The 26,268-nt window shown below is 68.0% G+C and carries 28 protein-coding genes and 4 tRNA genes; 22 read left to right on the forward strand and 10 right to left on the reverse strand.

The window, feature by feature from the left end; translation table 11 throughout:
* Nucleotides 1-63: 63 nt before the first annotated feature.
* The 5 genes from C8K36_RS01565 to C8K36_RS01585 form a co-directional block, all read right to left on the reverse strand.
* On the reverse strand, nucleotides 64-444 hold the full coding sequence (locus C8K36_RS01565) for a VOC family protein (protein WP_107982699.1): 381 nt from the start codon (nucleotides 442-444) through the stop codon (nucleotides 64-66).
* Between the two features lie 92 nt (nucleotides 445-536).
* Nucleotides 537-986: a hypothetical protein gene (locus C8K36_RS01570; protein WP_107982700.1), complete on the reverse strand. Its 450-nt coding sequence runs from the start codon at nucleotides 984-986 to the stop codon at nucleotides 537-539.
* A gap of 53 nt (nucleotides 987-1,039) precedes the next feature.
* Nucleotides 1,040-1,663 (reverse strand): dienelactone hydrolase family protein, encoded by a 624-nt coding sequence (locus C8K36_RS01575; RefSeq protein WP_107983685.1) that lies wholly within the window; start codon nucleotides 1,661-1,663, stop codon nucleotides 1,040-1,042.
* 61 nt (nucleotides 1,664-1,724) lie between these two features.
* Nucleotides 1,725-3,914 (reverse strand): acyltransferase family protein, encoded by a 2,190-nt coding sequence (locus C8K36_RS01580; protein ID WP_107982701.1) that lies wholly within the window; start codon nucleotides 3,912-3,914, stop codon nucleotides 1,725-1,727.
* Between the two features lie 117 nt (nucleotides 3,915-4,031).
* Complete coding sequence (locus C8K36_RS01585) at nucleotides 4,032-4,925, reverse strand: 1,4-dihydroxy-2-naphthoyl-CoA synthase (RefSeq protein WP_107982702.1); 894 nt, start codon at nucleotides 4,923-4,925, stop codon at nucleotides 4,032-4,034.
* A gap of 84 nt (nucleotides 4,926-5,009) precedes the next feature.
* On the opposite strand from C8K36_RS01585, the gene C8K36_RS01590 reads away from it, so the two are divergent.
* Genes C8K36_RS01590 through C8K36_RS01600 form a run of 3 tightly spaced genes read left to right on the forward strand, consistent with a single transcriptional unit; the run spans nucleotide 5,010 to nucleotide 7,171 of the window.
* Complete coding sequence (locus C8K36_RS01590) at nucleotides 5,010-5,657, forward strand: PaaI family thioesterase (RefSeq protein WP_107982703.1); 648 nt, start codon at nucleotides 5,010-5,012, stop codon at nucleotides 5,655-5,657.
* Nucleotides 5,654-6,679: an o-succinylbenzoate synthase gene (locus tag C8K36_RS01595; RefSeq protein WP_107982704.1), complete on the forward strand. Its 1,026-nt coding sequence runs from the start codon at nucleotides 5,654-5,656 to the stop codon at nucleotides 6,677-6,679. The genes C8K36_RS01590 and C8K36_RS01595 overlap by 4 nt, the downstream gene beginning before the upstream one ends.
* A gap of 45 nt (nucleotides 6,680-6,724) precedes the next feature.
* A complete protein-coding gene (locus C8K36_RS01600; RefSeq protein WP_107982705.1) occupies nucleotides 6,725-7,171 on the forward strand; it encodes a DUF6918 family protein in 447 nt (148 codons plus the stop codon).
* Nucleotides 7,172-7,231: 60 nt separating this feature from the next.
* Here C8K36_RS01600 and C8K36_RS01605 read toward each other — a convergent pair whose 3' ends face one another.
* Nucleotides 7,232-8,056 (reverse strand): siderophore-interacting protein, encoded by an 825-nt coding sequence (locus tag C8K36_RS01605; protein WP_107982706.1) that lies wholly within the window; start codon nucleotides 8,054-8,056, stop codon nucleotides 7,232-7,234.
* A gap of 64 nt (nucleotides 8,057-8,120) precedes the next feature.
* Nucleotides 8,121-8,717: a flavin reductase family protein gene (locus C8K36_RS01610; protein WP_107983686.1), complete on the reverse strand. Its 597-nt coding sequence runs from the start codon at nucleotides 8,715-8,717 to the stop codon at nucleotides 8,121-8,123.
* 65 nt (nucleotides 8,718-8,782) lie between these two features.
* On the opposite strand from C8K36_RS01610, the gene menD reads away from it, so the two are divergent.
* Genes menD through C8K36_RS01630 form a run of 4 tightly spaced genes read left to right on the forward strand, consistent with a single transcriptional unit; the run spans nucleotide 8,783 to nucleotide 12,290 of the window.
* Nucleotides 8,783-10,438, forward strand: coding sequence for a 2-succinyl-5-enolpyruvyl-6-hydroxy-3-cyclohexene-1-carboxylic-acid synthase (gene menD, locus C8K36_RS01615; protein WP_107982707.1), 1,656 nt, complete (start codon nucleotides 8,783-8,785; stop codon nucleotides 10,436-10,438).
* Nucleotides 10,435-10,857 carry a DUF3592 domain-containing protein gene (locus tag C8K36_RS01620; protein WP_107982708.1) on the forward strand — a complete coding sequence of 141 codons (423 nt, stop codon included), beginning with the start codon at nucleotides 10,435-10,437 and terminating at the stop codon, nucleotides 10,855-10,857. The genes menD and C8K36_RS01620 overlap by 4 nt, the downstream gene beginning before the upstream one ends.
* Before the next feature lie 36 nt (nucleotides 10,858-10,893).
* A complete protein-coding gene (locus C8K36_RS01625; protein ID WP_258194601.1) occupies nucleotides 10,894-11,568 on the forward strand; it encodes a phosphatase PAP2 family protein in 675 nt (224 codons plus the stop codon).
* A 23-nt stretch (nucleotides 11,569-11,591) separates the two neighbouring features.
* Nucleotides 11,592-12,290, forward strand: a complete 699-nt coding sequence (locus C8K36_RS01630) for a demethylmenaquinone methyltransferase (protein WP_107982710.1) — start codon at nucleotides 11,592-11,594, stop codon at nucleotides 12,288-12,290.
* 6 nt (nucleotides 12,291-12,296) lie between these two features.
* Here C8K36_RS01630 and C8K36_RS01635 read toward each other — a convergent pair whose 3' ends face one another.
* Nucleotides 12,297-13,571: a geranylgeranyl reductase family protein gene (locus C8K36_RS01635; RefSeq protein WP_181319315.1), complete on the reverse strand. Its 1,275-nt coding sequence runs from the start codon at nucleotides 13,569-13,571 to the stop codon at nucleotides 12,297-12,299.
* 131 nt (nucleotides 13,572-13,702) lie between these two features.
* On the opposite strand from C8K36_RS01635, the gene C8K36_RS01640 reads away from it, so the two are divergent.
* Nucleotides 13,703-14,731 (forward strand): polyprenyl synthetase family protein, encoded by a 1,029-nt coding sequence (locus C8K36_RS01640; protein ID WP_107982711.1) that lies wholly within the window; start codon nucleotides 13,703-13,705, stop codon nucleotides 14,729-14,731.
* Nucleotides 14,732-14,845: 114 nt separating this feature from the next.
* Nucleotides 14,846-15,748: a zinc metalloprotease HtpX gene (gene htpX / locus C8K36_RS01645; protein ID WP_107982712.1), complete on the forward strand. Its 903-nt coding sequence runs from the start codon at nucleotides 14,846-14,848 to the stop codon at nucleotides 15,746-15,748.
* Nucleotides 15,749-15,813: 65 nt separating this feature from the next.
* On the opposite strand, the gene C8K36_RS01650 is transcribed toward htpX, so the two are convergent.
* Nucleotides 15,814-16,305, reverse strand: coding sequence for a YajQ family cyclic di-GMP-binding protein (locus tag C8K36_RS01650; RefSeq protein ID WP_107982713.1), 492 nt, complete (start codon nucleotides 16,303-16,305; stop codon nucleotides 15,814-15,816).
* A gap of 166 nt (nucleotides 16,306-16,471) precedes the next feature.
* Between C8K36_RS01650 and C8K36_RS01655 the strand changes: the two genes are divergently transcribed.
* The 13 genes from C8K36_RS01655 to rplA all read left to right on the forward strand — a co-directional run bounded on the left by C8K36_RS01655 (nucleotide 16,472) and on the right by rplA (nucleotide 24,378).
* A tRNA-Tyr gene (locus C8K36_RS01655) sits at nucleotides 16,472-16,554 on the forward strand.
* 208 nt (nucleotides 16,555-16,762) lie between these two features.
* Nucleotides 16,763-18,259, forward strand: coding sequence for an aldehyde dehydrogenase (locus C8K36_RS01660; RefSeq protein WP_107982714.1), 1,497 nt, complete (start codon nucleotides 16,763-16,765; stop codon nucleotides 18,257-18,259).
* 87 nt (nucleotides 18,260-18,346) lie between these two features.
* Entirely contained in the window at nucleotides 18,347-19,828 is a 1,482-nt protein-coding gene (locus C8K36_RS01665) for an MmgE/PrpD family protein (RefSeq protein WP_181319317.1), read from the forward strand.
* Nucleotides 19,829-19,929: 101 nt separating this feature from the next.
* Nucleotides 19,930-20,002: transfer RNA gene (locus tag C8K36_RS01670), tRNA-Thr, on the forward strand.
* Between the two features lie 45 nt (nucleotides 20,003-20,047).
* Nucleotides 20,048-20,120: transfer RNA gene (locus tag C8K36_RS01675), tRNA-Met, on the forward strand.
* Nucleotides 20,121-20,183: 63 nt separating this feature from the next.
* Entirely contained in the window at nucleotides 20,184-20,351 is a 168-nt protein-coding gene (gene rpmG, locus C8K36_RS01680; RefSeq protein ID WP_031937658.1) for a 50S ribosomal protein L33, read from the forward strand.
* A 148-nt stretch (nucleotides 20,352-20,499) separates the two neighbouring features.
* Nucleotides 20,500-20,985, forward strand: a complete 486-nt coding sequence (gene hadA / locus C8K36_RS01685; protein ID WP_181319434.1) for a (3R)-hydroxyacyl-ACP dehydratase subunit HadA — start codon at nucleotides 20,500-20,502, stop codon at nucleotides 20,983-20,985.
* Nucleotides 20,972-21,397: a (3R)-hydroxyacyl-ACP dehydratase subunit HadB gene (hadB, locus tag C8K36_RS01690; protein ID WP_107982717.1), complete on the forward strand. Its 426-nt coding sequence runs from the start codon at nucleotides 20,972-20,974 to the stop codon at nucleotides 21,395-21,397. The genes hadA and hadB overlap by 14 nt, the downstream gene beginning before the upstream one ends.
* A gap of 165 nt (nucleotides 21,398-21,562) precedes the next feature.
* Nucleotides 21,563-21,635: transfer RNA gene (locus C8K36_RS01695), tRNA-Trp, on the forward strand.
* Nucleotides 21,636-21,665: 30 nt separating this feature from the next.
* Complete coding sequence (gene secE / locus C8K36_RS01700) at nucleotides 21,666-22,148, forward strand: preprotein translocase subunit SecE (RefSeq protein WP_181319319.1); 483 nt, start codon at nucleotides 21,666-21,668, stop codon at nucleotides 22,146-22,148.
* A 59-nt stretch (nucleotides 22,149-22,207) separates the two neighbouring features.
* Nucleotides 22,208-23,059 (forward strand): transcription termination/antitermination protein NusG, encoded by an 852-nt coding sequence (gene nusG / locus C8K36_RS01705; RefSeq protein WP_107982718.1) that lies wholly within the window; start codon nucleotides 22,208-22,210, stop codon nucleotides 23,057-23,059.
* Nucleotides 23,060-23,136: 77 nt separating this feature from the next.
* A complete protein-coding gene (rplK, locus tag C8K36_RS01710; RefSeq protein ID WP_031937663.1) occupies nucleotides 23,137-23,571 on the forward strand; it encodes a 50S ribosomal protein L11 in 435 nt (144 codons plus the stop codon).
* 93 nt (nucleotides 23,572-23,664) lie between these two features.
* A complete protein-coding gene (gene rplA / locus C8K36_RS01715; RefSeq protein ID WP_107982719.1) occupies nucleotides 23,665-24,378 on the forward strand; it encodes a 50S ribosomal protein L1 in 714 nt (237 codons plus the stop codon).
* An 81-nt stretch (nucleotides 24,379-24,459) separates the two neighbouring features.
* On the opposite strand, the gene C8K36_RS01720 is transcribed toward rplA, so the two are convergent.
* Nucleotides 24,460-26,061 carry an MFS transporter gene (locus tag C8K36_RS01720; protein ID WP_107982720.1) on the reverse strand — a complete coding sequence of 534 codons (1,602 nt, stop codon included), beginning with the start codon at nucleotides 26,059-26,061 and terminating at the stop codon, nucleotides 24,460-24,462.
* Nucleotides 26,062-26,268: the final 207 nt, after the last annotated feature.

The following is a 26,268-nucleotide window of genomic DNA, read 5'->3' on the forward strand; positions in this document are numbered from 1 at the left end:
CGACACCTCCTCGGGGGAGGGGGGAGTCGGGCCCGGCTTCCGGCGTTTCGGGGTCGCGGGATCTCAGCGCAGGTCGCGGCGGATCGGATGATCCTCGGGGATCTGCACCAGGACGATCGGGATGTCGTCGGGGTCGGCGATCCACATCTCGTGCAGGCCCCACGGCTCCAGCCGTGCGTCGCGCACGATGGGCACCTCGGCCCGGACCAGTTCCTCCTGGGCGGCGGTCAGGTCCCGCACCTGCAGCCACAGTGCACCCGCAAATCGCGTTTCCAGATCCGTGCCGCCGTGCGCGCTCACCTCGATCAGGCCCTGCCCGGCGAAGAACACCGTGCCGCCCGGGTACTCGCGGGCGATGGCCAATCCCAGCACGTCACGATAGAACGCCAGCGTCACCTCGTAGTCCCTGGGACGCAGAATCGTTCTGCTGCTGAGTATCTCCACGTTCGTTCCTCTCGTCTCGCGCGCGGTCGGCGTCGCTTGTCCAGCTGTCGCTTGTCCAGCTGTCGCTTGTCCAGCTGTCACTTGTCCAGCTGTCACTGTTCTGGGGCGGGGCGGGCCTCGTGCCCGGCCCGACCCCGGGTCCGCCGCGCTTCCTTCATCTCGGCCTCGAACAGGTGCCGTCGTCCGTCGAGCAGCACTCCGCGCACGGCCTTCTCGTGCTCACGTAGCTCGGACCAGTAGCCGTCATCGAACTCCTCGACGACCTGGAAGGTCCAACGTCCCTCGACGACGTTGCGCCCCACCATCGCTGTCTGCAACCGATCCGCGGCCGCCGGATGCCCGGACGCGGTCAACTTCTCGACTGCGTCGCCGAGCTGCAGATCGGCCCGGCCCATCAACTGGTGAAACGCGTACAGGTGGCCGCGGGCCTGCTCGACCGTTTCGAGGGCTTCGGACAGTTTGCCGACGGCTTCGACGGTGGCATCCGTGACGCCTTCGGGGCGGCGGTGTTCGGGTTCGGGTTGCTCGCGGTCGACGGTCATGGGTACCAGTGTGCCGTCCGGTCCGCTCCGGCGTGGACTCCGTCGCGGGGCAGTCACGATCCGGACGCGTGCGCGACGAACCATTCGCGGGCGCGTTCGGCGACGACGTCGAGGGTGCCGGGTTCGGAGAACAGGTGCGTGGCGCCGGGCACGATCTCCAACTCGTGGTCGCACTCGAGCAGTTTCGCGGCCTGCCGGTTCAGTTCGATCACCTCGGTGTCGAGGGATCCGACCAGAAGCAGCGTCGGCGCCTGGACCATCGACAGGCGTGAACCGGTGAGGTCGGGGCGGCCGCCGCGGGACACGATCGCGCAGATGTCGTTGCCCCGTTCGGCGGCGGCGTGCAGGGCTGCGGCCGCGCCGGTGCTCGCGCCGAAGTACGCGATCGACGACGTGCGCTCGCGCAGTTTCGCGGTGACCTCGAGCAGTCGGCACGACAGCAGCGGGATGTCGAACACCAGCCTGCGGTCGCCCTCCTCCTGCGGGGCGAGCAGGTCGAACAGCAATGTGCCGAGGCCGACATCCTGCAGGAGTTCGGCGACCATCCGGTTGCGCGGACTGAACCGGCCGCTGCCGCTGCCGTGCACGAACACGACTGCGGGCAGCGGACCGACAGGGTCGGTCAGTGCCCCGGACAGGCGCACGCCGTCGACGTCGAACTCGACCTCGGTGCTCACCTGTCCATTGCACACCCGATCGCGTGCGCACCCAAGGGGAATCGGTGTATCCGTCGGGGCCTCAGCCGTCGCCGAGGGCACGGTCGGCGAGCGCGCCGATCACCGGGGAGAGCGCTTCGGCGTGTTCGACCGTGAGGTGGTTGTCGTCGCGGAACACCAGGCCGTTGCCGACGATGACGGGGCACAGCTCGGCCGTGCAGAACAGATCTGTGAGGTCGGCATACCGGCCGCCGCCCGCCGCGGTCGCCGCGGCCTCGGCGGCGACGCCGGACGCGTTCATCGCGGCCGCGCGTGTCGGCGTGCAGGCCGTCGCGTCGTCGAGGTGGGCGGACAGACACGTCGGAACCGTCGAATGCGGATCCGGCACCGGCCCGAGAACCAGCACGTCGGCACCGGTGACCCGTAGCCCGGCGACCATCCGGGTGAGGGCATCGAGCCATTCCGGACCGTATGTCGTGAATCCGAAATCGCCACCGTAGCGGCGGGACATGCTCAGCACGATCAGCCGCGGACGCTCGGCCTGCAGGCGGGCGACGACATCTCCGCGCCACTGTTCGCACTCGGTGTACCCGCGGCCCAGGTACGGGCTGGTCAGAGGCAGGTCCAGCAGGGGACAGGTGACCTTGCCGAGGGTCTCGAGTCGCCAGTGCCGTTGCTCGGCGATCGGTTCGAACGCCGGACTCCACATCGCGGCGTGCGAATCCCCCACGAGCACCGCCGACGTGCGCGAGGCGGTGTCGCCCGACGCGCATTCGTCCTGCCCCACCTCGAGCCACGAGCGCACGCAGCCGTCGAGGAACACCTCCGGTTTGCTCGCCGGGGCCTCGGCGAGCGGCGGGGACAGGTTCGACGGCACCGCGCCCAGGCCGGCAGAGGCGGCCACCGCCGCCTGCACCTGTGCGGTCAGTTGGTCGACCGCGACGTCGTCGGGATCCGCGGTGGCAACGGTGTCCACCGTCGGCGCGGAGACCGCCAGCGCCGCCGCCGCCTCTCCGTGGCCGACCGGCGCCGGGCGCAGCATCAGCAGCACCAGACACACGCACACTCCGGCTGCGGTCACGGCGCCACCGAGAGCGAGACTCCGCGCGGCCGAACCGCGGAAAGGGGTGGCGAATCGGACGGGGTTCTCCACCAGCTTCAGGGTCAGCACTGCCAGTCCGGCGGACACCGCGACCGTCGTCAGGCTGCCGACCGGCCCCAGGCTGTGGCCGACGGCGACGGGCACGAGGATCAGCAGCGGCCAGTGCCACAGGTACCACGAGTACGACAGGCGCCCGATCGCGCGCACCGGGGGCAGGGACAGCACACGGCCGCAACCGGATCCGGCTGCCGCGCAGCCGGCACCGATGACGAGCGCGGTCCCCGCCACCGGCAACAGCGCGGCCGTCCCGGGGTAGGGCGTCGTCTCACCCAGTCGCACCGCGGCGAACACGATCAGCGTCAGGCCCGTCCACCCCGCGCCGGCCGCGGCGAGTCGCGGGAGCAGGCGCCACAACGGGACCGAGAGTGCGACCAGCCCGCCGATCGCCAGTTCCCACGCGCGCGACGGGAGCGTGAAGAACGCCCACGGCGGCAGCGTGTCCGTCCACGTCAGCGACACCGCGAACGATGCGACGGCCACCGTCGCCAGCACCACCAGGTACGGCACCACAGACGGCGAGCGGTCCCCGGAGCGGCGCCGGACGAGCCACGCCGTCCCGATGATGAGCGCCGGCCACAGCAGGTAGAACTGCTCCTCCACGCCGAGGGACCAGTAGTGCTGGAAGGGCGACGGGGGAGCGTCCGCGGCCAGGTAGTCGGTGCCGTGCGAGGCGAACCGATAGTTGCCGACGTACAACGCGCCGGCGATCCCGTCGCGGAGGGCGTCTCGCGCCTGCAGCGGCGGCAGGATCAGCGCCGAACCGATCGCGGTGACGACCAGCACCAGCGTCCCGGCGGGTAGTAGTCGTCGGGCGCGGGCGCCGTAGAACCGGGCCACCCGGACGGTGCCGGTGGCGGTCACGTCCCGCCACAGCAACCCGGTGATGAGGAACCCGGAGACGACGAAGAACACGTCGACGCCGACGAACCCGCCGCGGATGCCGGGTACACCCGCGTGGAACAGCACGACGGCCAGCACTGCGACCGCACGCAGGCCCTCGATGTCGGGACGGAACGTGCCGGACCGGGCCGGGACGACATCCGGCGGGGTGGGTGCGGTGGACTGGCTGGTCGTATCGGCGAGGCGGATCGACGACGACATGGGCGCCATGATGCTCCCGGTGACTCACGTCACACGGGCGCCACGCCGCTCCGAAAACGGACGTGCCGCGTCCCCGATCGGGGACGCGGCACGACGAGAAGCGGAGCGGCAGGGGCTCGGGACGGCTCAGTAGTACCAGGGGTACGGCGACCAGTCCGGGTCGCGCTTCTGCAGGAAGGAGTCCCGGCCCTCGACGGCCTCGTCGGTCATGTACGCCAGGCGGGTGGCCTCACCGGCGAACAACTGCTGGCCCACCAGGCCGTCGTCCTGCAGGTTGAACGCGTACTTGAGCATGCGCTGCGCCTGCGGCGACTTGCCGTTGATCTTGGTGCCCCACTCGATCGCGACGTTCTCGAGTTCGTCGTGATCGACGACCTTGTTGACCGCGCCCATCTGGTGCATGTCCTCGGCGGTGTAGGTGTCGCCGAGGAAGAAGATCTCGCGAGCGAACTTCTGGCCCACCATCTTCGCGAGGTACGCGCTGCCGTAACCGCCGTCGAAGCTGCCCACGTCGGCGTCGGTCTGCTTGAAGCGGGCGTGCTCGCGGGAGGCGAGCGTCAGGTCGCACACGACGTGCAGGCTGTGCCCGCCGCCCGCAGCCCAGCCGTTGACAAGGGCGATGACGACCTTCGGCATGAACCGGATCAGGCGCTGCACCTCGAGGATGTGCAGGCGGCCCGCGCGGGCCGGGTCGACCGACTCGGCCGTCTCCCCGGACGCGTATTGGTAGCCGCTGCGGCCGCGGATGCGCTGATCGCCGCCCGAGCAGAACGCCCAGCCGCCGTCCTTCTCGCTGGGACCGTTGCCGGTGAGCAGCACGCAGCCCACGTCGGACGTCATGCGCGCGTGGTCGAGTGTGCGGTACAGCTCGTCGACGGTGTGCGGGCGGAACGCATTTCGGACCTCGGGCCGATCGAACGCGATACGGACGATGCCCTCGGTGACATGACGGTGGTACGTGATGTCGGTGAGGTCCTCGAATCCGGGGACGGGACGCCAGAGCTGCGGGTTGAAGGTCACGGACCGAAGGATATGCCCCGGCTGCCGGTGTGTCGGGGAGTGCCTCGCACCCGAACCGGCCCATCCCGGCGATAACGTGCAGGCATGAGTGAGTCAGTGCAGTCCGGAGTGCGGTCCGGCGACGACGTCCACGAGCACCACGGCGGATTCCCGGTATTCGTTCCGGTGAAGCCTGGTCCGAACTACGCGGAGTTCGTCGAGTCGTTCCGGAGGCTCCAGGATCTCGCGGTGTCGACGCACCTGCCCGACGATGTTGCGCAGCAGGCCATCGAGCAGGCCGGAGCACTGGCCGACCTGCTCGATCGGTACCGGGTCCCGGAGGGCAAGTCTCCGGCCGGCTTCAACTCGCAGTTGCCCGGTCGTGGCAGTCTGCTGTTGCTGCCGTGGCAGTTCGACAAGGTCGATGCCGACGGCGTCCGTGCGCGCGGGGTGTTCCGGCTCTATCACCGCGGTGGCAACAGCGCCGCGCACGGCGGCACCATCGCGCTGTTGTTCGACGACATGCTCGGCATGATCGTCCACGCGTCCGGCCATCCCATCGCCCGCACCGGGTACCTGCACGTCAACTACCGCAAGGTCACCCCCATCGAGACCGAACTGGTGGTGGAAGGGCGCGTCGACCGCGTCGAGGGCCGGAAGATTTTCTGCACGGCCGAGTTGCGGGACCTCGACGGCAACGTGCTCGCCGATTGCGAGGCGTTGATGGTTCAGCTGTTGCCGGGTCAGCCGTGACTCTCCCGCCACTCGCCGACGTCCTGGCCGGGGCCCGAGTGGTGAGCCTGCCGATGCGGGTTCGCTTCCGCGGCATCACCACTCGCGAGGCGCTGCTGCTCGAGGGTCCGGCCGGGTGGGGCGAATTCGCGCCGTTCCCCGAGTACGACGACGCCGAGGCGGCGCACTGGCTACGCGCCGGTGTCGAGGCCGCGTGGGTCGGTCCGCCGACGCCGCTGCGGGACCGTGTGCCGATCAATGCGACGGTCCCGGCGATCGGGCCCGACCAGGTGCCCGACATCTTGGCCCGCTTCCCCGGCGCCCGCACCGCGAAGGTGAAGGTCGCCGAGAAGGGCCAGAGTCTCGCCGACGACGTCGCCCGGGTGAACGCCGTGCGCGAGGTCATTCCGAACGTGCGGGTGGACGCCAACGGTGGCTGGTCCGTCGACGACGCCGTCGCGGCGCTCACCGCGCTGACCGCGGACGGCCCCCTCGAGTACGCCGAACAGCCGTGCGCGACGGTGCCCGAACTCGTCGAGGTCCGCCGCCGCCTGACAGCGGCGATGGACCGACTGGGTCGGCCGGGGGTGCCGATCGCGGCCGACGAGAGCATCCGCCGTGCCGAGGACCCGCTGAAGGTGGTGCGCGCGGGCGGCGCCGACATCGCCGTGGTCAAGGTGCCACCGCTCGGCGGGATGCGACGACTGCTCGCGCTCGCCGACGAACTCGCCGGCCACGGCGTGCCCGTCGTGGTGTCCAGCGCACTCGACACCGCCGTCGGGATGGGCGCCGGACTCGCGGCGGCCGCGGCACTGCCGAATCTGCAGCACGCGTGCGGACTCGGTACCGGGGGCCTGTTCGCCGCCGACGTCGCGCAGCCGCGGGAGATGTCGGGCGGCACGCTGGACGCCAGTCCCGTCACACCCGATCCGGATCGGCTCGCGACTCTCGCCGCATCGCCCGAGCGTGCCGACTGGTGGCTCGAAAGGCTGCGTCGTTGTCACCAAATGCTCGCGACCAGCGGCGATACCGACCTCGTATAGTCTCGTGCCCGGTCAGATACGGACCAGTCGATACGGAGGCAAGAAGTGGTTGCAGCACTGAACGACGCCCTGCTGGACGATGCACGGAAGCCCGCGGTCCTCGCGGACGTCAAGGCGCTCGTCGACGCGGAGGTCTCGGACAAGAAGGGTGCGTCCGGACTGGCGCTCAAGGGCGGCTACGGCGCCGTCAAGAAGGTCGGACCGTCGATCGTGTCGGACGCCATCGAGGGTCTGCTGCCGGCGTTCGTCGCGCGGCTCGAGCCGTTCTGGCAGGAATTCGCCGCGAGTGGTGAGGGCAGCTTCTCGGCGTTCCTGACCGCGCGCAGCGACGCCGCGGCCGACGCCCTGCTGGGTGTCACCGACGAGCGGATCGCGGGCTCCGACAAGGGCGCCATCAAGAAGGTCTACTCGTCTCTGCGCCCGTCGGCGAAGAAGCACGTGGTCGAGGCCCTTCCGCGCCTGGGCGATCTGGTGCAGAAGCACGCGGGCTAGTCGCACACAGCAGTGAGCCCGCCCGGTGTTCCGGGCGGGCTCACTGTCGTTCGGGGGCCGTCAGTACGCGGCGTGCCCGTGCCGCCAGTATCCGGTGAATGCGATGTCGCCCTTCGGCACGTGGCGGTCGTTCACGAGATGGCGGCGCACCCCGGTCGCGAGGTCGCTCTCGCCGGCGACGAACGTGTACGACGGGCCGTCCGGCAGATCGGCGGCCGTCACCGCCGCGAGCGCCAGTTCGCCGGGCTTCGCCGACGCATCGTCGCGCACCAGCCACTGCACCTCGATGTTGTCGCTCACCGGGACGTCCTGCCGGTCGTCGGCGTGCGGGATCTCGATGTACGAGCGCACCTGCAGCGCGGGATCGACCGAGCGGAGGATGCCGACGATCGCGGGCAGCGCGCTCTCGTCGCCGACGAGCAGGTGCCAGCGGCCACCGGGGGTGGGGTTGTAGATCAGGCCCTCGTCGAGCAGTCCCAGTGGATCTCCGGGTGCACACGAATTCGCCCACGCCGACGCCGGACCGAGGTCGCCGTGCGACGCGAAGTCGATGTCGAGTTCCGGTCCGTCGCCGAAAACGCCTCCGGTGGGACGGAATTCGCGCACCGTGTAGTTGCGCAGCACCGGGCGGACGTCCTTCGGGATCAGCTTGAACTGCGCGTACCAGAGGTTGCCGGCCGACGTGGGCAACCGGAACCCGCTCACACCCTGATCGGGGAGGAACATCCGGAACCAGTGGTCGAAGCCCATCGGGGTGAACCCGCGCAGGTCGTCGCCGCCGATCGTGACCCGCACGAAGCTGGGGCTGATCTGTTTGCTGCCCAGCACGTGGGCGGAAATGATGTCGCGATGTTCGGGCTTGACGAACTTGGGGCGTTTGGCCATGGCATTTCCGTCCGCGAGATCGGGTTGCAGTTAGCCAACCCTAATGCGGAGTGTCGGCGGGTGGTCAGCCAGGTCGGCCGGGGCGCGTGATCCGCCGGACCGGTGGGGTCAGTCCCCACTCGTCGCGTCCGAGCCTGCTCAGCGGCGCGATCGCGGCGAACGCGGGCAGACCGTCGTCGGCCAGTACGTCAGGTCGCACCGCCACCGCCAGAACGTCGCCCATCACGACGAACGAGTCACCGACCTCGATCACCTGCCGCAGTCGGCACTCGACCGCGACGGGGGAGTCGGCGACCCGCGGGGGCCGCACCCGCTCGCTCGGTTCGGCCGCGATGCCGAGGGCGGCGAACTCGTCGGCGCCCGGCTCGTACGGCGCCGAACTGGTGTTGACCTGGTCGATCATCGACTCGGTCGCGAGATTGACCACGAACTCGCCGGTCGCCTCGATGTTGCGCAGGCTGTCCTTGCGGGTGACCGACGTGAACTGCACGACGGGCGGATTCGCGCTCGACACCGTGAAGAAGCTGTAGGGCGCCAGATTCGGCACCCCGTCGGCCGACACCGTCGACACCCAGGCGATCGGCCGTGGCACCACCGAAGCGGTCAGCACCGGGTAGAAGTTGCCCGGACCCATCTCGGCGGGATCGAACACGGTACGCATCATCAGACCATCGTGGCACCGGCCCCTCGCGGCGCGTCGACCGCCGCATCTGCCAATCTGGAAGCGTGAATCCGTCCACTGCACAAGCCACCGCCGTCGTCGACGAACTGATCCGCGGCGGGGTCCGTGAGGTCGTGCTCTGTCCGGGTTCGCGCAACGCACCGCTGGCGTTCGCGCTGCAGGCCGCCGACGCCGCGGGACGGCTGCGTCTGCACATGCGGATCGACGAGCGCACCGCCGGATTCCTGGCGATCGGTCTCGCGGTCGCGAGCCGACAGCCCGTTCCGGTCGTCATGACGTCGGGTACCGCCGTCGCCAACCTCGGCCCCGCCGTGCTCGAAGCCAATTACGCGCGCATCCCGTTGATCGTGCTCAGCGCCAACCGGCCCTACGAGATGCTCGGCACCGGCGCCAACCAGACCGTCGAGCAGTTCGGGCTGTTCGGCAGCCAGGTGCGGGCCGCGATCAGCCTGGGCCTCGCCGAGGAAGCCGGCGACGAGTCTCTGCGGGGTATCCGCTTCGACGAGCAGAACAGCCAGTGGCGCAGCGCGGTGTGCCGTGTCCTCGCCGCCGCCCGGGGCACCCGCTCCGGCAACGCCGGACCCGTCCACTTCGACATTCCGCTGCGCGAGCCGCTGGTCCCGGACGTCCGAGCCCGGGGGCTGGTTCCCGAGGGCCGCCCCGGCGGTGGCGCGTGGACCACGACGGCGCATGCGACGCTCGACGTCCCGATGGAGCTCGACATCACCTCCGACACCGTCGTCGTCTCGGGACACGGCTCGGCCTACCGGCCGGAGCTGGCGAACCTGCCGACGGTCGCCGAGCCCACCGCCCCGCAGCACGGCATCCCGCTGCACCCGCTCGCGCTTCCGCAACTCAAGCCGCGCCAGGCCATCATCACCGGCCGGCCCACGCTGCACCGCCCGGTCTCGAAGCTGCTGGCCGATCCGTCGGTCGCGGTGTACGCGCTCACGACGGGCCCGCGCTGGCCCGACGTCTCGGGCAACGTCCTCGCGACCGGTACCCGGGCCGTCGTGACCGGGGAGCCGGATCCGGCATGGATCGCGCGTTGCCGACACCTGTCCGAACACGCCGACAAGGCCGTCCGTTCGCAGCTCGACGCGCACCCCGAGTCCACCGGACTGCATGTCGCCGCGACGATCATGGATGCGCTGTCCGACGGCGACCAGCTGGTACTCGGGGCGTCCAACCCGGTGCGTGACGCCGCGCTCGTGAGCTACCCGCGACCGGGCGTGACGGTGCTCTCCAACCGCGGTGTCGCCGGTATCGACGGCACCGTCTCGACCGCGGTCGGCGCCGCGCTCGCGTACGAGACGGCGGAGTCTCCGGGTCGCACCGTCGCCCTCCTCGGCGACCTGACGTTCCTGCACGACGCCTCGGGCCTGCTCATCGGCACCGGCGAACCGCGCCCGGCCGATCTGACGATCGTCGTGGCGAACGACGACGGCGGCGGCATCTTCGAACTCCTCGAGCAGGGCGACCCGCAGTACGCGGGCGTGTTCGAGCGGGTCTTCGGGACCCCACACGGCATGGATCTCGCCGCGCTCTGTGCCGCCTACCGCGTTCCGCATCGCCGGGTCGACGTGACCGAGCTGACAGCCGCCCTGGGGACGCCTGGCGAGGGCATCCGGGTTCTCGAGGTCGCCACCGAGCGGTCGGGTCTGCGCGAGTTGCACGCCGCGGTGCGGGCCCAGCTGTGAGCCCGCGCGTCGCACGCCGCGCGGCGGTGGCGGTCGTCGTCGTGGCCACCGGCATCTCGGTGCTCGCGGTCCTGCTGGTCCTCGCGGCGTGGCGCAACGACCGGACCATCGAGTCGGACATGGGCACTGCCACCGCGGAGGTCCTGTCCGCCGGTTCGCTGCGGTCGGCTGTCAGCTTCGTGACGCCCGACGGCGTCACCCACAATCCCAAGCTGGGTGTGCTCTACCCGACGAACCTCACGGCGGGTCAGCGCATCGACGTCGAGTACGCGCGCAATGAACCCGACCTCGTCCGCGTCGCAGGTAGGGACGCGAGCGTCGCGATCGTGCCCGCCGGATCCGTGATCGTCGTGACGTGGTTCCTGGCGCTTCCGGTGCTGCTGGTGCTGCGCCGCAGGGTCGGTTCCGGGAGTTCCTGAGAAGTTCACTCAGGAAGGGTTTCTATCCTCGACCGAATGCGAAGAAGTTCGGAGCGGGCCGGGATGATGCTCATCGCGGCGGCAGTCGTCGTGGTGGCCCTGTATCTGCTGAAGGATGTCAGTGCGGCGATCTATCGCGCGATCGTTCCGCACACGTCCGACCTTCCCGGCGTGGGCCTGATCGCCGACGCGGGCCTGCTCGCACTCGTCGCCCTGTTCGCGGTGCTCGCCGCGCAGATGTGGCGCACCCGCTCGCCGTACCTCGGAGACCTGCTGATGGGCGGCTTCGGTGTCGTCGTCGCGTACGGGCTCAGCGAGGTCGTCAAGGTCCTCGTCAGCGAGGAGCGGCCGTGCCGCGTCGAACTCGCCCTCGCGGACTGCCCGGCCGCGGGCGACTGGTCGTTCCCGAGCAACCACACCGTCATCGCGGTCGGCCTCGCGACGGCGATCGTGCTCGCGACCGAGCGGATGCTGTCGTCGCTGCAGCGCGGCCTCGTGATCGGTTCGGCCGTCCTCATCGGTCTCGCCCGCATCCTGCAGGGTGTGCACTACCCGCACGACGTGCTCGCCGGAGCCGTCGTCGGTTCGTCCGTCACGATCGCCGTTGTCGTGATGCTGATGCCGTGGGCGCGCACCAAGGCCCGCACGATCGGCCGCCGGCCCGCCGTCGACGAGAGGCCCGACGGCCCCGCGGTGGACATCGACGCGTGAGCAGGTTGGTAGCGTCTGACGCCGTGGCAGATACACAGGGATCGCGGGCCTCTCTCGACAAGAAGCCGCACGAGGTCGCGTCGATGTTCGACGGCGTCGCCAAGCGATACGACCTGACGAACACGGTGCTCTCCTTCGGGCAGGACCGCAGCTGGCGCAAGGCCACACGGGCCGCGCTCGCCCTCGAGCCGGGGGAGCGGGTCCTCGACCTCGCGGCCGGTACCGGCGTCTCCACCGTGGAACTCGGCCGCTCCGGCGCCTGGGTGGTGGCCACCGACTTCTCCAAGGGGATGCTGCAGGCCGGTGCCGGTCGCAACGTGCCCATGGTGGCCGGCGACGCGATGCACCTGCCGTACGGCGACGCCGTGTTCGACGCCGCCACCATCTCGTTCGGCCTGCGCAACGTCTCCGACTTCGATGCGGGTCTGCGCGAGATCGCCCGCGTCACCAAGCCGGGCGGACGCCTCGTCGTCAGCGAGTTCTCGACCCCCGTGTTCGGTCCGTTCCGCACGGTCTACATGGAGTACCTCATGAAGGCGCTCCCGCAGGTCGCACGCGCCGTCAGCAGCAACCCCGACGCGTACATCTACCTCGCCGAATCGATCCGCGCGTGGCCCACCCAGGAGCAGCTCGCCAAGCGCATCGAGGCGGCCGGGTGGCGCAACGTGCAGTGGCGCAACCTCACCGGTGGCATCGTCGCGCTGCATCGCGCGACCCGCTAGTCCGGCTCAGCTGAACGGCGGCCGCTCGTCCAGTCGCATCGACGCACGGCCCGTCGTCCGCCACGCACGCGCGACGGCGTCGACGTCCTCGTCGGTGACGAGGTTGCCCATCACCCGGACTGCGACGGTCATCAGTGCGCGCGAGCGCATCGCGACCGGGCCCGACGCCGGCAGGAACCGCGAAAGGGTCAGCAGCCCCGCCAGGCGGCGCGCGATCGAGAACGCGCGGCCGTAGCGGTCGCGCAGGATCGCGGGCCACACGTCGGTCAGATCCGCGTCGCCGAGCACCCGCGCCACCAGGCGTCCGCCCTCGAGCCCGTAGTCGATGCCCTCGCCGTTGAGCGGGTTCACACACGCTGCGGCGTCGCCGATGAGCGCCCAGTTGCGTCCGGCGATGTTCGACACGGCGCCGCCCATCGGGAGGAGCGCCGACGCCACCGAGTGCACGTGGCCGTCCAGTTCCCATTCGGCACGGCGCTGTGCGACGTACAGGTCGAGCAGCGGGCGCAACGCGCCGGGCGCCGGGCGCTTCGCGGTCGCGAGGGTGCCGACACCGATGTTCACCTCGCCGGTCGCGAGCGGGAACACCCAGCCGTAGCCGGGCTGCAGGATGCCGCCGTCGTCGCGCAGTTCCAGGTGCGACGTGATCCACGGATCGTCGCTGCGCCCGGACGTCGCGTACGCGCGGGCCGCGACGCCGTAGGCGGTATCGCGATGCCACTCCCGGCCGAGTTGCTTGCCGAGCGTCGAGCGGACGCCGTCGGCGACGATCAGCTTCTCGCAGGCGACGGTGTGGGTACCCGACGCGGTCTTCACGATCACCGCCCGCACCCGGTCGCCGTCGCGTTCGACGCCGACGGCCTTGACGCCCTGCACCATGCGGGCTCCGGCATCGGTCGCCGTGCGCCGCAGACGGTCGTCGAGTTCGGTCCGGGGGACCGCGCTCCCGACGGCGGGCAGCGCACCGCCGGGCCACGGCAGTTCCAGCTCGCGGCCCCATCCGGACAGTCGCAGACCACGATTGACGGTCCGCTCACGAACCCAGTCACCGAGGCCCAGATGGTCGAGTTCGGCGACAGCGCGGGGAGTCAGCCCGTCGCCGCACGTCTTGTCCCGGGGGAACGTGGCCGCATCCACGAGCAGAACGTCTCGTCCATCGCGTGCCGCCCACGTCGCTGCCCCGGACCCGGCCGGACCTGCGCCGACGACCAAGACTTCGGTGCGGGCGGGGAGGTTCGGGGCATCGTTGGACCCTGCGGTCGGGAAATGTTCGGCCACCACCCCAGTATCTTCTCAGGCTGAAGTAGTGCAACGCGGTGAGGGCAGGTGTCGTGGCGAGCATTGCTGACGCTAGGTTCACTACCGTGGTTTCTGCGTTTCCCGGGCCTACCGAGGCGTCACCGACTACAGGAATGAGTACTGACATCGTGAGCACTGACGGGTCGAGCACTGTCGTCGCCGGAGTCGATCTCGGCGACCAGCAGCTTGCGGACATCGTGCGCGACGGGCTCGTCCGCGTCGAGGAGCTTCTCGTCAGCGAACTGTCCGACGGCGAGGATTTCCTCACCGAGGCAGCGCTGCATCTCGCGAAGGCCGGCGGCAAGCGGTTTCGCCCGCTGTTCACCGTCCTGACGGCTCAGCTGGGGCCGAAGGGCTCCGATCCGGCTGTGGTCACCGCGGCCACGGTCGTCGAACTCGTGCACCTGGCGACGCTCTACCACGACGACGTCATGGACGAGGCTGCGATGCGCCGCGGTGCGCCCAGCGCGAACGCGCGCTGGGGCAACAGCATCGCGATCCTCGCCGGCGACTACCTGTTCGCGCACGCGTCGCGTCTGGTGTCGACTCTCGGCCCCGAGGCCGTCCGGATCATCGCGGAGACGTTCGCCGAGCTGGTCACCGGCCAGATGCGCGAGACCATCGGCGCCAAGGAGTCGCAGGATCCTGTCGAGCACTACCTCAAGGTCGTGTGGGAGAAGACCGGCTCGCTCATCGCGGCCAGCGGACGGTTCGGCGGCACGTTCTCGGGCGCCGACGCCGACCAGATCGCGCGCCTCGAGCGCCTCGGCGACGCCGTCGGCACCGCCTTCCAGATCGCCGACGACATCATCGACATCTCGTCGGCGTCCGAGCAGTCGGGTAAGACCCCCGGCACCGACCTGCGCGAGGGCGTCCACACGCTGCCGGTGCTCTACGCGCTGCAGGGGGACGGCGCCGACGCCGACCGGCTGCGGGTCCTGCTCGACGGCCCCGTCACCGACGACGACGCCGTCACCGAGGCCCTCGCGCTGCTCGACCGGTCGCCGGGTATGGCCGCGGCCAAGGCGAAGCTCGGCGAGTACGCCGACCGGGCCCGTGCCGAGTTGGCACAGCTGCCGCAGGGACCCGCGAACGACGCGCTCGTGCGACTCGTCGAGTACACCGTCGAACGCGTCGGATGACGCGCCGCTGAAGTAGCCTTCCAACCAGCCCGGGAACCTTGTTCCCGGGCTGGTTCGTTGTCAGGTCAGGAAGTCACGCGGGCGCCGCGGTGGTGAACAGGGAAGAGGCGAGTCGTGCACGGTTATGCAAACGGTGCCAAGACGTTCGGCCTGCTGGTCGGGATGTCGGCGCTGATCATCTTCATCGGCTCGTTGTTCCGGAACCAGACCATCCTGATCTTCTCGATCCTGCTGGCCGTGGGCACCAACGCGTGGGCGTACTTCAACAGCGACAAACTCGCTCTGCGTGCGATGCACGCTCAGCCCATCACCGAGGTGCAGGCCCCGGTCATCTACAAGATCGTCCGCGAACTCGCGACGGCCGCGCATCAGCCGATGCCGCGCCTCTACATCAGCCCGACGGCGGCGCCCAACGCGTTCGCGACGGGACGCAACCCTCGTCACGCCGCGGTGTGCTGCACCAGCGGCATCCTCGACATCCTCGACGAACGTGAACTGCGCGCCGTGCTCGGCCACGAACTGTCGCACGTCTACAACCGCGACATCCTGATCTCGTCGGTGGCGGGCGCGATGGCGGCCGTCATCTCCGGCCTCGCGAACATGGCGCTCTTCGCGAACATGTTCGGTGGACGCGGTGGCCAGAATGCCAATCCGATTGCGCTGCTATTGGTTTCGCTGCTGGGGCCGATCGCGGCAACCGTCGTCAGGCTCGCGGTGTCCCGGTCGCGGGAGTACCAGGCCGACCAGTCGGGGGCCGAGTTGACGGGTGATCCGCTGGCGCTCGCGTCGGCGCTGCGCAAGCTCGAACGCGGTACGCAGGCCGCGCCGCTGCCGCCGGAGCCGAAGATCGCGGCGCAGTCGCACATGATGATCGCCAACCCGTTCCGTGCCGGCGACCGGATGAGCAAGATGTTCGCGACACACCCGCCGATGGCGGACAGGATTGCCCGTCTCGAGAAGATGGCCGGTGGTGGCCCATCCGATGGTGGGCTCCCGCCTGGTTATCGCGAGTTGTGAGCCCGGCGCCGGACAGCGGGCCGCACGCCGTCCGTGGTTGCGGAGGACGCGCGGCCCGGTCGGTACTACCGGTAGTTCACGAACTGCAGGGCGATGCCGAAGTCCTCGCCCTTGAGTAGCGCGATGATGGCCTGCAGGTCGTCACGCTTCTTGCTGCTCACGCGCAGTTCCTCGCCCTGGATCTGGGCCTTGACGCCCTTGGGGCCCTCGTCACGGATCTTCTTCGAGATCTTCTTGGCGTTCTCGCTGCTGATGCCCTGGACCAGGGTTCCGCTGAGCTTGTAGATCTTGCCGGACTGCGCGGGCTCGCCGGCGTCGAACGCCTTGAGCGAGATGTCGCGGCGGATCAGCTTCTCCTTGAACACGTCGAGGGCGGCGGTGAGCCGCTCTTCGGTGTCGGCGGTCAGCGTGATGGTCTCCTCGCCGGACCACTCGATGCTCGCCCCGGTGTTACGGAAGTCGAACCGGGTGCCCAGCTCCTTCGCAGCCTGATGCAGAGCGTTGTCCACCTCTTGACGATCAACCTTGCTCACCACATCGAAGGACGAATCAGCCACGGCACACTCCTGAATTCTTGGCGGTAGACCCCACCCGGACGGCGGTGGGTAGCCCTGACGCTATCGGGTAGCTACCCCCCGTATCCACCCGGTTTGCGTATCTGGGGGGACTTCGATGTATTCTTCGATACGCGTCAGAGCGAGCAAGATACTCTGGGCGCAGCCTGGCAGATTGCCCGAGCGGCCAATGGGAGCGGACTGTAAATCCGTCGGCTTATGCCTACGTAGGTTCGAATCCTACATCTGCCACACATTCAGCCCCGACCTTGAAAAAGGTCGGGGCTGAACTGTTTTCGGGGTACTTCCTCTCCGGTCCGGCGGCCGCGATCGAGACTGTGATCCATCCCACTGATCGAGACCGAAGGGTCTTCTCCGCGACCTGGCTGTCTAGCGTCCGAGCCAGAGTGGCGCCCGTCACAGGGCGGGCGCGCTGGAGGCGCGAAGGAGCCATTTCTCGATGACAGGTCTGATCAACGCGAACGAGACGTCCGCGACAGTGCAGCACCCCGGCAAGTTGTTCATCGGTGGGCGATGGGTCGAGCCGTCGACCACGGCCCGATTCGACGTCGTCAACCCCGCCACCGAGGACGTGTTCCTCACTGTGGCCGAGGCCGACGCGCAGGACATGTCGCGGGCCGTCGATGCCGCCCGCGACGCCTTCGACCGCGGACCGTGGCCGCGCATGACCCATGCCGAGCGCGCGCCCTATCTGAAGGCGATCGGCGCCGGAATCCGTGAGCGCAGCGCCGAGCTGGGCCGCATCTGGACCAGCGAGATGGGCATCCTCGCCGCTGTGTCGACGTATGCCTCGGCCGGCTCCGGCGACGTCTTCGACTACTACGCGAGCCTTGCGGACAGCTACCAGTTCGTCGAGGAGCACCAGCCCAGCTCCGGCAGGGGAGTGGGCCTGATCGTCCGCGAGCCCGTGGGCGTCGTCGCCGCGATCATTCCGTGGAACAGCCCGCTCGGCCTGATCGCCAACAAGGTGGCCCCCGCCCTCATCGCGGGATGCAGCGTCGTCGTCAAGGCCTCGCCGGAGGCGCCCGGCGCCGCGTACCTGTTCGCCGAGATCGTCGAGGCGTGCGGACTGCCCGCAGGTGTCGTCAACGTCGTCACAGCCGAGCGGGAGGTGTCGGAACTGCTCGTGCGCAACCCCGGCATCGACAAGGTCACCTTCACCGGTTCCACTGCGGCCGGTCGCCGTATCGCGTCGCTGTGCGGTGACCGCATCGCCCGCTGCACGCTCGAACTGGGCGGCAAGTCGGCCGGCGTCATCCTCGACGACTACGACCTCGCTACCGCTGCGCAGTCCATCGCGCAGTCGGCGCGGATCATGACCGGGCAGGTGTGCGCGTCGCTCACCCGCATCGTCGTCAGCAGGCACCGCCACGACGAGTTCGCCGAGGCTCTCGGTGCCGCGATGTCCGCGATCCGGGTCGGCAACCCGTTCGACGCCGACACCGAGATGGGCCCGCTCGCGATGTCCCGCCAGCTCGACAAGGTCGAAGGCCTGATCGCGAAGGGTTGCGAGGAAGGCGCCCGCCTCGTGACCGGCGGTCGTCGCCCAGCCCACCTCGATCGTGGCTTCTTCATCGAGCCGACCGTGTTCGGCAACGTCGACAACGACTCCACCATCGCGCGCGAGGAGATCTTCGGCCCCGTCGTGAGCGTCATCGCAGCCGACGACGAGAACCACGCCGTCGACATCGCGAACGACACCATCTACGGACTCAACGCGTCGGTCTTCACGAACGACATCGAGCGGGCGTTCGCGGTGTCCCGGCAGTTGCGTTCAGGCACCGTCGGGCACAACGGCTTCCAGACCGACTTCGGTATCGCATTCGGTGGATTCAAGCAGTCCGGAATGGGACGTGAGGGCGGACTCGACGGCTTGCAGCCGTACCTCGAGGCCAAGACCGTCCTGCTCGACGCGATGCCGCCCAGCCTGGCCTGACGCGTGAGCGGTGGTGGTGCGCGGCCCGTCCGCGCACCACCACCGTCGGCACTCTTCGCCTCACCACCCGACGAAAGGCCCTCGATGATGTCCGTGACCACCACCGGCACCGATCTGACCACCACGCAGCGACTTGCCGAGTTCGCGGTCCGGACACGTTTCGAGGATCTTCCCGAAGACGTCGTCGACTACACGAAGCTGCTGATCCTCGATTCCCTCGCGTGTGGTGTCGGAGCGTCCCGCATGGAACGCACGCGGATGTCGCACCGGGTCCTCGAACGACTCGGCGGTCCGGAAGAGGCGACGGTCTTCGGTCTGGGGCGCAAGGTGTCGGCGACGAGTGCTGCGGCGGCGAACGCGGAGATCATGAATCTTCTCGACGCCGACGACACCTTCTTCAACTCCGCCCACTTCGTGATCATGAACGTCGCGGCCGCACTCGCCGAGGCCGAACGCACCGGGGCGTCCGGTGCGGAGATGATCCGAGCCGTCGCCGTGGGATTCGACCTGTCGGCACGGGTGAATCTCGCGAGTTCGTTCATGGCGTTCGAGGACGGACAGTTCCGTTGGTCGCAGATGTTCGGCAGCGGCTACGCGAGTATCGGCGCCGCGGTGTCCGCCGGGATCGTCGGCGGACTCGACGAGAGGCAAATGGCGAATGCGCTCGCGCTCGTTGCGGGCACCGCGCCGACGGCGCGCAACACGAACACGGCAGAGCGCACCGAGATCGCGTCGTACAAGTGGGCTCCGAACTATCACCTCGCGCACTGCGCGATGACTGCAGCGCTGATGGCGGAGGTCGGATACGAGGGCGAGCACGACCTGTTCGACCTCAGCCCGGGGTTCATCGAGGCACAGGGGTTTGTGGGTGTCGACGTCACGCCGCTCACCGAGGCGCTGGGAGAGCAGTGGTGGATCCTCGACTCGGCCGTCAAGTATTTCCCCGCCTGCCGCTACACCACGGCGCCGGCGGCGGTGCTGCAGTCCTATCTCCGTGAGCACGGTCTGGCGGCAGAGGACATCGAGCACATCGAGGTGCGACTGAACCCCGCTGCCTACGCGATGACGGTGTTCTCCGAGCCGGAACGCAACTTCGTCGCGGATCACCGCGCACCCATGAAGGCGCAGTTCAACATCCCCTACGTGCTCGCCCAGGTGGCGCTGGGGCGCACGCCGGGGCCCGACTGGTACTCCGACGAGGCGATGCGCGATCCGAGGGCCTGGAAGATCGCGGAGCGCATCACCACCGCGCCGGATCCGAGCCTGGCGGAGGAATGGAACGCACAGATCAACGATTCCCCGGAGGGGCGGCCGCGGCGTACCCGCGGGTCGTTGACGATCCGGGCCCGGGGACAGGAACTGGTCGCCGAGTCCGACTACGCACCCGGTGACCCGTGGTCCCCCGAGACGCGTCCGACGTGGAACGACGTGGCGACCAAGTTCCGGAACTTCGCGGCGGGCCTGCTCTCGGAATCGAAGATCGAGCAGGTCATCGCGGTTGTGCGTACGCTTGATTCGGCCGACGACGTCGCACGATCGCTCGCGCCCCTGCTGGGTTGCGGTGACTGACGGCGCGTTTTACGGCTGTTGACCAGCCAATTTGTATCTCGGGTGGAGGTCTGTGTAATCTTCTGGAGGCTTCAGCGCGCAGCGATGTGCGGGACAGCCACGCCCCCTTAGCTCAGTCGGCAGAGCGTTTCCATGGTAAGGAAAAGGTCGACGGTTCGATTCCGTCAGGGGGCTCGCTGGATTGTGGTGTCGCCGGCTTCGCGCGACACTCGACACCGAGGCGGTGTAGCTCAGTTGGTAGAGCAAACGACTCATAATCGTTGTGTCGCCGGTTCAAGTCCGGCCATCGCTACACAAGACGAATGATCCACCCTGATCTATCTCTGATCAGATTCACGCGAAAGAAGGCGTCCCCGTGGCCTCCTCGACTGATGTTCGGCCGAAGATCACCTTGGCATGTGAGGTGTGCAAGCACCGCAACTACATCACCAAGAAGAACCGCCGCAACGATCCCGATCGCCTCGAGCTGAAGAAGTTCTGCCCGAACTGCGGAACTCACCAGGCGCACCGCGAGTCCAAGTAGTTTCTCGGATCGGCGCTCGCGCGTTAGGTTCACTGTCAGACTGCCCTAACGAGGTTTGCGTCTACAGGGCAGGCAGGTATTTGCTGTGACAGAGACAGTCGTGAGGGAGCCCGAACTGATCTCCGATCCCGCCGCGCATGCGGCCTCGATGGTCGGACATCACTATCGGGTGACCGATTTCTACGAAATCGGCCGGGAGAAAGTCCGAGAGTACGCACGTGCCGTGCTCGACGATCATCCTGCTCATCACGACGAGGAAGCGGCGAGTGGCCTCGGCTACGACGGCCTCGTCGCGCCTCTGACCTTCGTCTCGATCGTCGGCATGCTCGCTCAGCGCAAGCTGTTCGAAGAGGTTGTGACCGGTTACGATCTCAGCCAGATCATGCAGACCGATCAGCGACTCGTGTTCCACAGGCCGCTGTTGGCGGGCGACCGTTTGATCTGCGATGTCTACCTGGAGTCATTTCGCCAGGCAGCGGGCAGTGACATCATCGTCACCAAGAACGTCATCACCGACGTGAACGGCGAGCTGGTTCAAACCACTTGGACCACGCTCGTCGCGCGTTCCGGTGGTGAGGTGGACGAGAACATTGCCCACGCGGTCAAGGATGTGATGATGCATGTCGCTCCGTAGGTTCGAGGACGTCGCTGTCGGCGACGAACTGCCCGAGCGCGTCGTCACTCTGACTCGCGGGAATCTCGTCAACTACGCCGGCGTGTCAGGTGACCCCAATCCGATCCACTGGAGCGATCACGTGGCCCGCCTGGCCGGCTTGCCGGACGTCGTGGCGCACGGCATGCTGACCATGGGCCTCGGTGGCGGGTTCGTCTCGTCCTGGCTCGGCGATCCGGGTGCGGTATCCGAATACAACGTTCGGTTCACCAGCCCGGTGTATGTGGCGGCCGACAAGGCTGCCGAAGTGGAGTTCACCGGCAAGATCAAGTCGGTGGATGCCGAAAGTAAGACCGCAGTAGTCGCGATCGTGGCGCGGTCCGAGGGTCGTAAGATCTTCGGTCGAGCCACCGCAACGGTCCGTTTGGCCTGAGTGCCGGACGGATTGGGTTTGTTCCGGGGCTTTGAAGTACACTAGAGTTTCTGGGGTTACTCAGGCGCTGCGCGCTGCCTTACGGTGCTGTTGAAACAGCCCGAACGGGGTGGCGCGCATGTCATGTAAACCTGGATAGGTCGACCAGTTCGATCGGTCGTCCAAAGGGGCGTAGCTCAATTGGCAGAGCAGCGGTCTCCAAAACCGCAGGTTGCAGGTTCAAGTCCTGTCGCCCCTGCACCCGGACTGGCTACTGAGAGGAACGACGGTGAGCGACGAGCGCGACAAGCGCGACGACGGCACTTCTGGATCCATGGATCCTGACGCCGTCGACGGATCTGTAGCCGGCGCGAACCCTCGCCCCGAATCCGAACATTCCGATACCGCGGGCAGTGGTCCCGCGAGTGTCGTTCCCTCGGGCAAGCCCAGCGGCAAGCGCGCTGTGCGCCGCGGCGCTGCCGACGTGCAGCCCGCAAAGAAGACGGTTGCAGCCTCCTCCGTGAAGTCTCCGGAGTCGAAGCCCATCGCCACGAAGTCCAAGGCTGACAAGCCCCGCGCGGAGAACATCTTCAAGCGGATTCGTCGCTTCCTGCGCGAAGTTGTTGCCGAACTGCGCAAGGTCATCTGGCCCAATCGCAAGCAGATGATCACGTACACCAGTGTCGTGCTCGTGTTCGTCGCCTTCATGGTGACGTTCATCAGCCTCCTCGACCTTGGTTTCATCAAGGGCGTTTCCTGGTTGTTCGGCTAGCCGGGGACGCCCGTCGGCGTTCCCGAACGATGTGATTGACGAGAGGAAGAGTGCCTCCAGTGAGCACCCCCGAGAACGACTCTGACGAGGCCCTGGCCGAGGAGCGTGTTTCGGCCGAGGCTGTTACCGAAGACGGTGTGGCTGCCGACGATGCGACTCTCGAGGACGACGCTGCCGTCGAGCAGGCCGAGGACGACGCTGCCGTCGAGCAGGCCGAGGACGACGCTGCCGTCGAGCAGGCTGAGGACGGTGTCGCGGCGGAGCAGGCTCCGGAGGTCGCCGAGGAAGAGGTCGATCCGGTAGCGGAGTTCAAGGCTGCGCTGCGCCGGGCCCCCGGCGACTGGTACGTCATCCACTCCTATGCCGGTTACGAGAACAAGGTCAAGGCCAATCTCGAGACCCGCGTCCAGAACCTGGACGTCGGCGACTACATCTTCCAGGTGGAAGTTCCCACCGAAGAGGTCACCGAGATCAAGAACGGCCAGCGCAAGCAGGTCAATCGCAAGGTTCTTCCGGGCTACATCCTCGTGCGCATGGAGCTCAACGACGAGTCGTGGGGCGCAGTCCGCAACACGCCGGGCGTCACCGGTTTCGTCGGTGCCACCTCGCGTCCGTCGCCGCTGACGCTGAACGACGTCGTCAAGTTCCTGATGCCGCAGGACGGCCAGAAGAAGCCGGCCACTGCTGCGTCCGGCGCAGGCGATGCGGCCACGTCGTCCGCGGCCAAGCCGATCATCGAGGTCGACTTCGAGGTCGGCGAGTCGGTTACCGTGATGGACGGGCCGTTCGCGACCCTGCCGGCGAGTATCAGCGAGGTCAATGCCGAGCAGCAGAAGCTCAAGGTCCTCGTCTCGATCTTCGGTCGCGAGACCCCGGTGGAACTGTCGTTCAACCAGGTCCAGAAGATCTAGCGGTCCCCGACCCGGGTACCCACACAAACTTGCACGCAGTACGCAAGAAACACACCCCGTAGGAACAAGGAACGAAGATGCCCCCCAAGAAGAAGAAGCTCGCAGGGCTCATCAAGCTTCAGATCCAGGCTGGTCAGGCTAACCCTGCCCCGCCCGTGGGTCCGGCGCTCGGTCAGCACGGCGTCAACATCATGGAGTTCTGCAAGGCTTACAACGCGGCGACTGAGTCCCAGCGCGGCAACGTGATCCCGGTGGAGATCTCGGTCTACGAAGACCGGACCTTCGACTTCAAGCTGAAGACCCCGCCGGCCGCCAAGCTGCTGCTCAAGGCTGCTGGTGTCCAGAAGGGCTCCGGCGAGCCGCACAAGACCAAGGTCGCGACCGTGACCATGGATCAGGTGCGCGAGATCGCGAAGACCAAGCAGGAAGACCTCAACGCGAACGACATCGACGCGGCCGCGAAGATCATCGCCGGCACCGCGCGTTCGATGGGTATCACCGTCGAGGGTTAATCCTCCACCGTGGGAGGGCCTGCCAGGCCCGTCACCACAACTGAACCATTCACCCGGGTCGAGCGCTCAGGGTGAGAAGTAAGGACAGAAGAAATGGCAAAGCGCAGCAAGGCGTACCTCGCCGCCGCTGAGAAGATCGACGCGGACAACCTTTACAGCCCCCTCGAGGCTGCGAAGCTGGCCAAGGAGACCTCGTCGAGCAAGATGGACTCGACCGTCGAGGTTGCCGTCCGTCTGGGCGTCGACCCCCGCAAGGCGGACCAGATGGTTCGTGGCACGGTCAACCTGCCGCACGGCACCGGTAAGACCGCCCGCGTCGTCGTGTTCGCTGTCGGCGAGAAGGCCGCCGAGGCCGAGGCCGCCGGCGCCGATGTCGTCGGCTCCGAGGATCTGATCGAGCGCATTCAGGGCGGCTGGACCGACTTCGACGCCGCGATCGCCACCCCTGACCAGATGGCCAAGGTCGGCCGCATCGCCCGCGTCCTCGGACCGCGTGGCCTGATGCCGAACCCGAAGACCGGCACCGTTACGCCGGACGTCGCGAAGGCTGTCACCGAGATCAAGGGCGGCAAGATCAACTTCCGCGTCGACAAGCAGGCCAACCTGCACTTCGTGATCGGCAAGGCGTCGTTCGACGATGCCCAGCTGGTCGAGAACTACGGCGCCGCGCTGGACGAGATCCTGCGTGCGAAGCCGTCGTCGGCGAAGGGCCGTTACGTCAAGAAGGTCACGGTTTCGACCACCACCGGACCGGGCATCCCGGTGGATCCGAACCGTACCCGCAACCTCCTCGAGGACGGCGAGTAAGTCGCGCAACCTCGCGACCTGATCGACCTCGAAGGCCGGCACAGAGTTTTCTCTGTGCCGGCCTTCGGCGTTCGCGGGGTCTCAGTTGTCGTCGCGGCGCCACGCGAGCATCGCTCCGCGGCCTGGCGCGGGCGCCCACGGCAGGAAGATCGCGACGACGACCGCACACAGCAGTACCGCGCTCGTCGCGACGAGCGAGGCCGCGTGTGCTCCCTGTAGGACCGCGGTCTTCATCGTCGTGATCAGTTGTTCGCGCTGCGGCTCGAGCATCGCGGGGATCTCCCGATTCCGGATCTCGAGGACGCTGAGGATCGTGGCGCGCGCGAAACCCTTCTCGTCGTCGTTCATGAGCGACGCGGGGACGCTGTCGATGATCGGGGCGATCTTCCCGACATAGAACGACGCGACGATCGAACCCAGGACGGCGACGCCGAGGGTGCCGCCCACCTCTCGGGTCGTGTCGTTGACGGCCGAGCCGGCACCGGCCTCGTCGAGCGGCAGTGAGGACATGATCGACTCGGTCGCCGGCCCCTGAACGATCGCGAGTCCGAGTGCCATCGACACCATCGATGGCAGGACGTCGGTGAGATAGCTGCTGTCGACGTCGACCAGGCCACCGAGATACAGGCCGAGTCCGGTCAGCAGCAGCCCGAATACGAGGACTGCCGTCGTACCCACCCGCTGCGCGAGCAGCGTTGCGATCGGGGCGCCCACCGCGACGGAGATCGCGAACGGCAGCGACGCGATGCCGAACTCGAGAGGCGTGTACTCGCGCACGCCCTGGAAATACTGCGTGATGAGGAACAAGAACCCGAACATCGAGAAGTAGGCGACGGCGATCGCCAGTGCGGGGAACGAGAATCGCCGGATCGCGAACAGACGCATGTCGAGGATCGGTGCCGGGGCACGGAGTTCCCACACCACGAAGCCGACGAACACGACGATCGACGCGGAGGCGGTGCCGACGGTGACGGGGGAGAGCCAGCCGTGGCGGGGAGCCTCGATGATGGCCCACACAAGGCCGGTGATGCCGACCGCGGACGCCGCGATGCCGACGATGTCGAGGCGGCCGACCGACGACGCCTTCGATTCGGGGACCAGGAGCAACGTTGCGAGCAGCGCGACCAGGGCGACGGGAACGTTGATCCAGAACACCGCATGCCATGAGAAGTGTTCGAGGAGCCATCCGCCCGAGATGGGCCCGATCGCGATGGCGAACCCGGCCATCGCCGTCCATGCCGCGATGGCGAGTGCCCTTTCCCGGACGTCGGTGAAGATGTTGATGATCAGGGCGAGCGTCGCCGGGAACACCGCCGCGGCGAACACCCCCATTGCAGCGCGGGCCGCGATGACCTGCCCGAGTGAGCCCGCCGAGGCCCCGACGACGGACATCACTGCGACGCCGACGAGGCCTATTGTCATGACACGTCGCCGACCGAGACGGTCGCCCAGATTGCCGCATGCGAGAAGCAGGCCGGCAAAGGTGAGGGTGTAGGCGTCGACCACCCACTGAAGACCGCTGACGTCGGTGCGCAACTGGACCCCGATCGAGGGCAGCGCCACGTTGACGATGGTGTTGTCGAGTACGACGAGCAGTTCCGCGAGGCAGATCACCGCGAGGGCGAGGAACCTGCGCCGGCGTCCGAGGCTGCTGCCGGCGACGGCGGGGATCGTGAGAGTCATGGCCGAAACCTAGCCCAATAAGTGTAACTGACAGTTACGTTCAAAAGTGTGAGCTCGAGCATGGCGGACATGCGAATATGAGCTGAATCACTATTGGATGGTTTGGTTGCACCCCGCTTTGCATCCGGGATGACGCTTCGCTAGGCTGCTCGTTGGAGTTCGGAGATCGATGCGAATTCCGCCCCGAAACATGTTCTACCAAAGACC

The organism is Rhodococcus sp. OK519 (assembly GCF_003051005.1).
Classification (GTDB): Bacteria; Actinomycetota; Actinomycetes; order Mycobacteriales; family Mycobacteriaceae; genus Prescottella.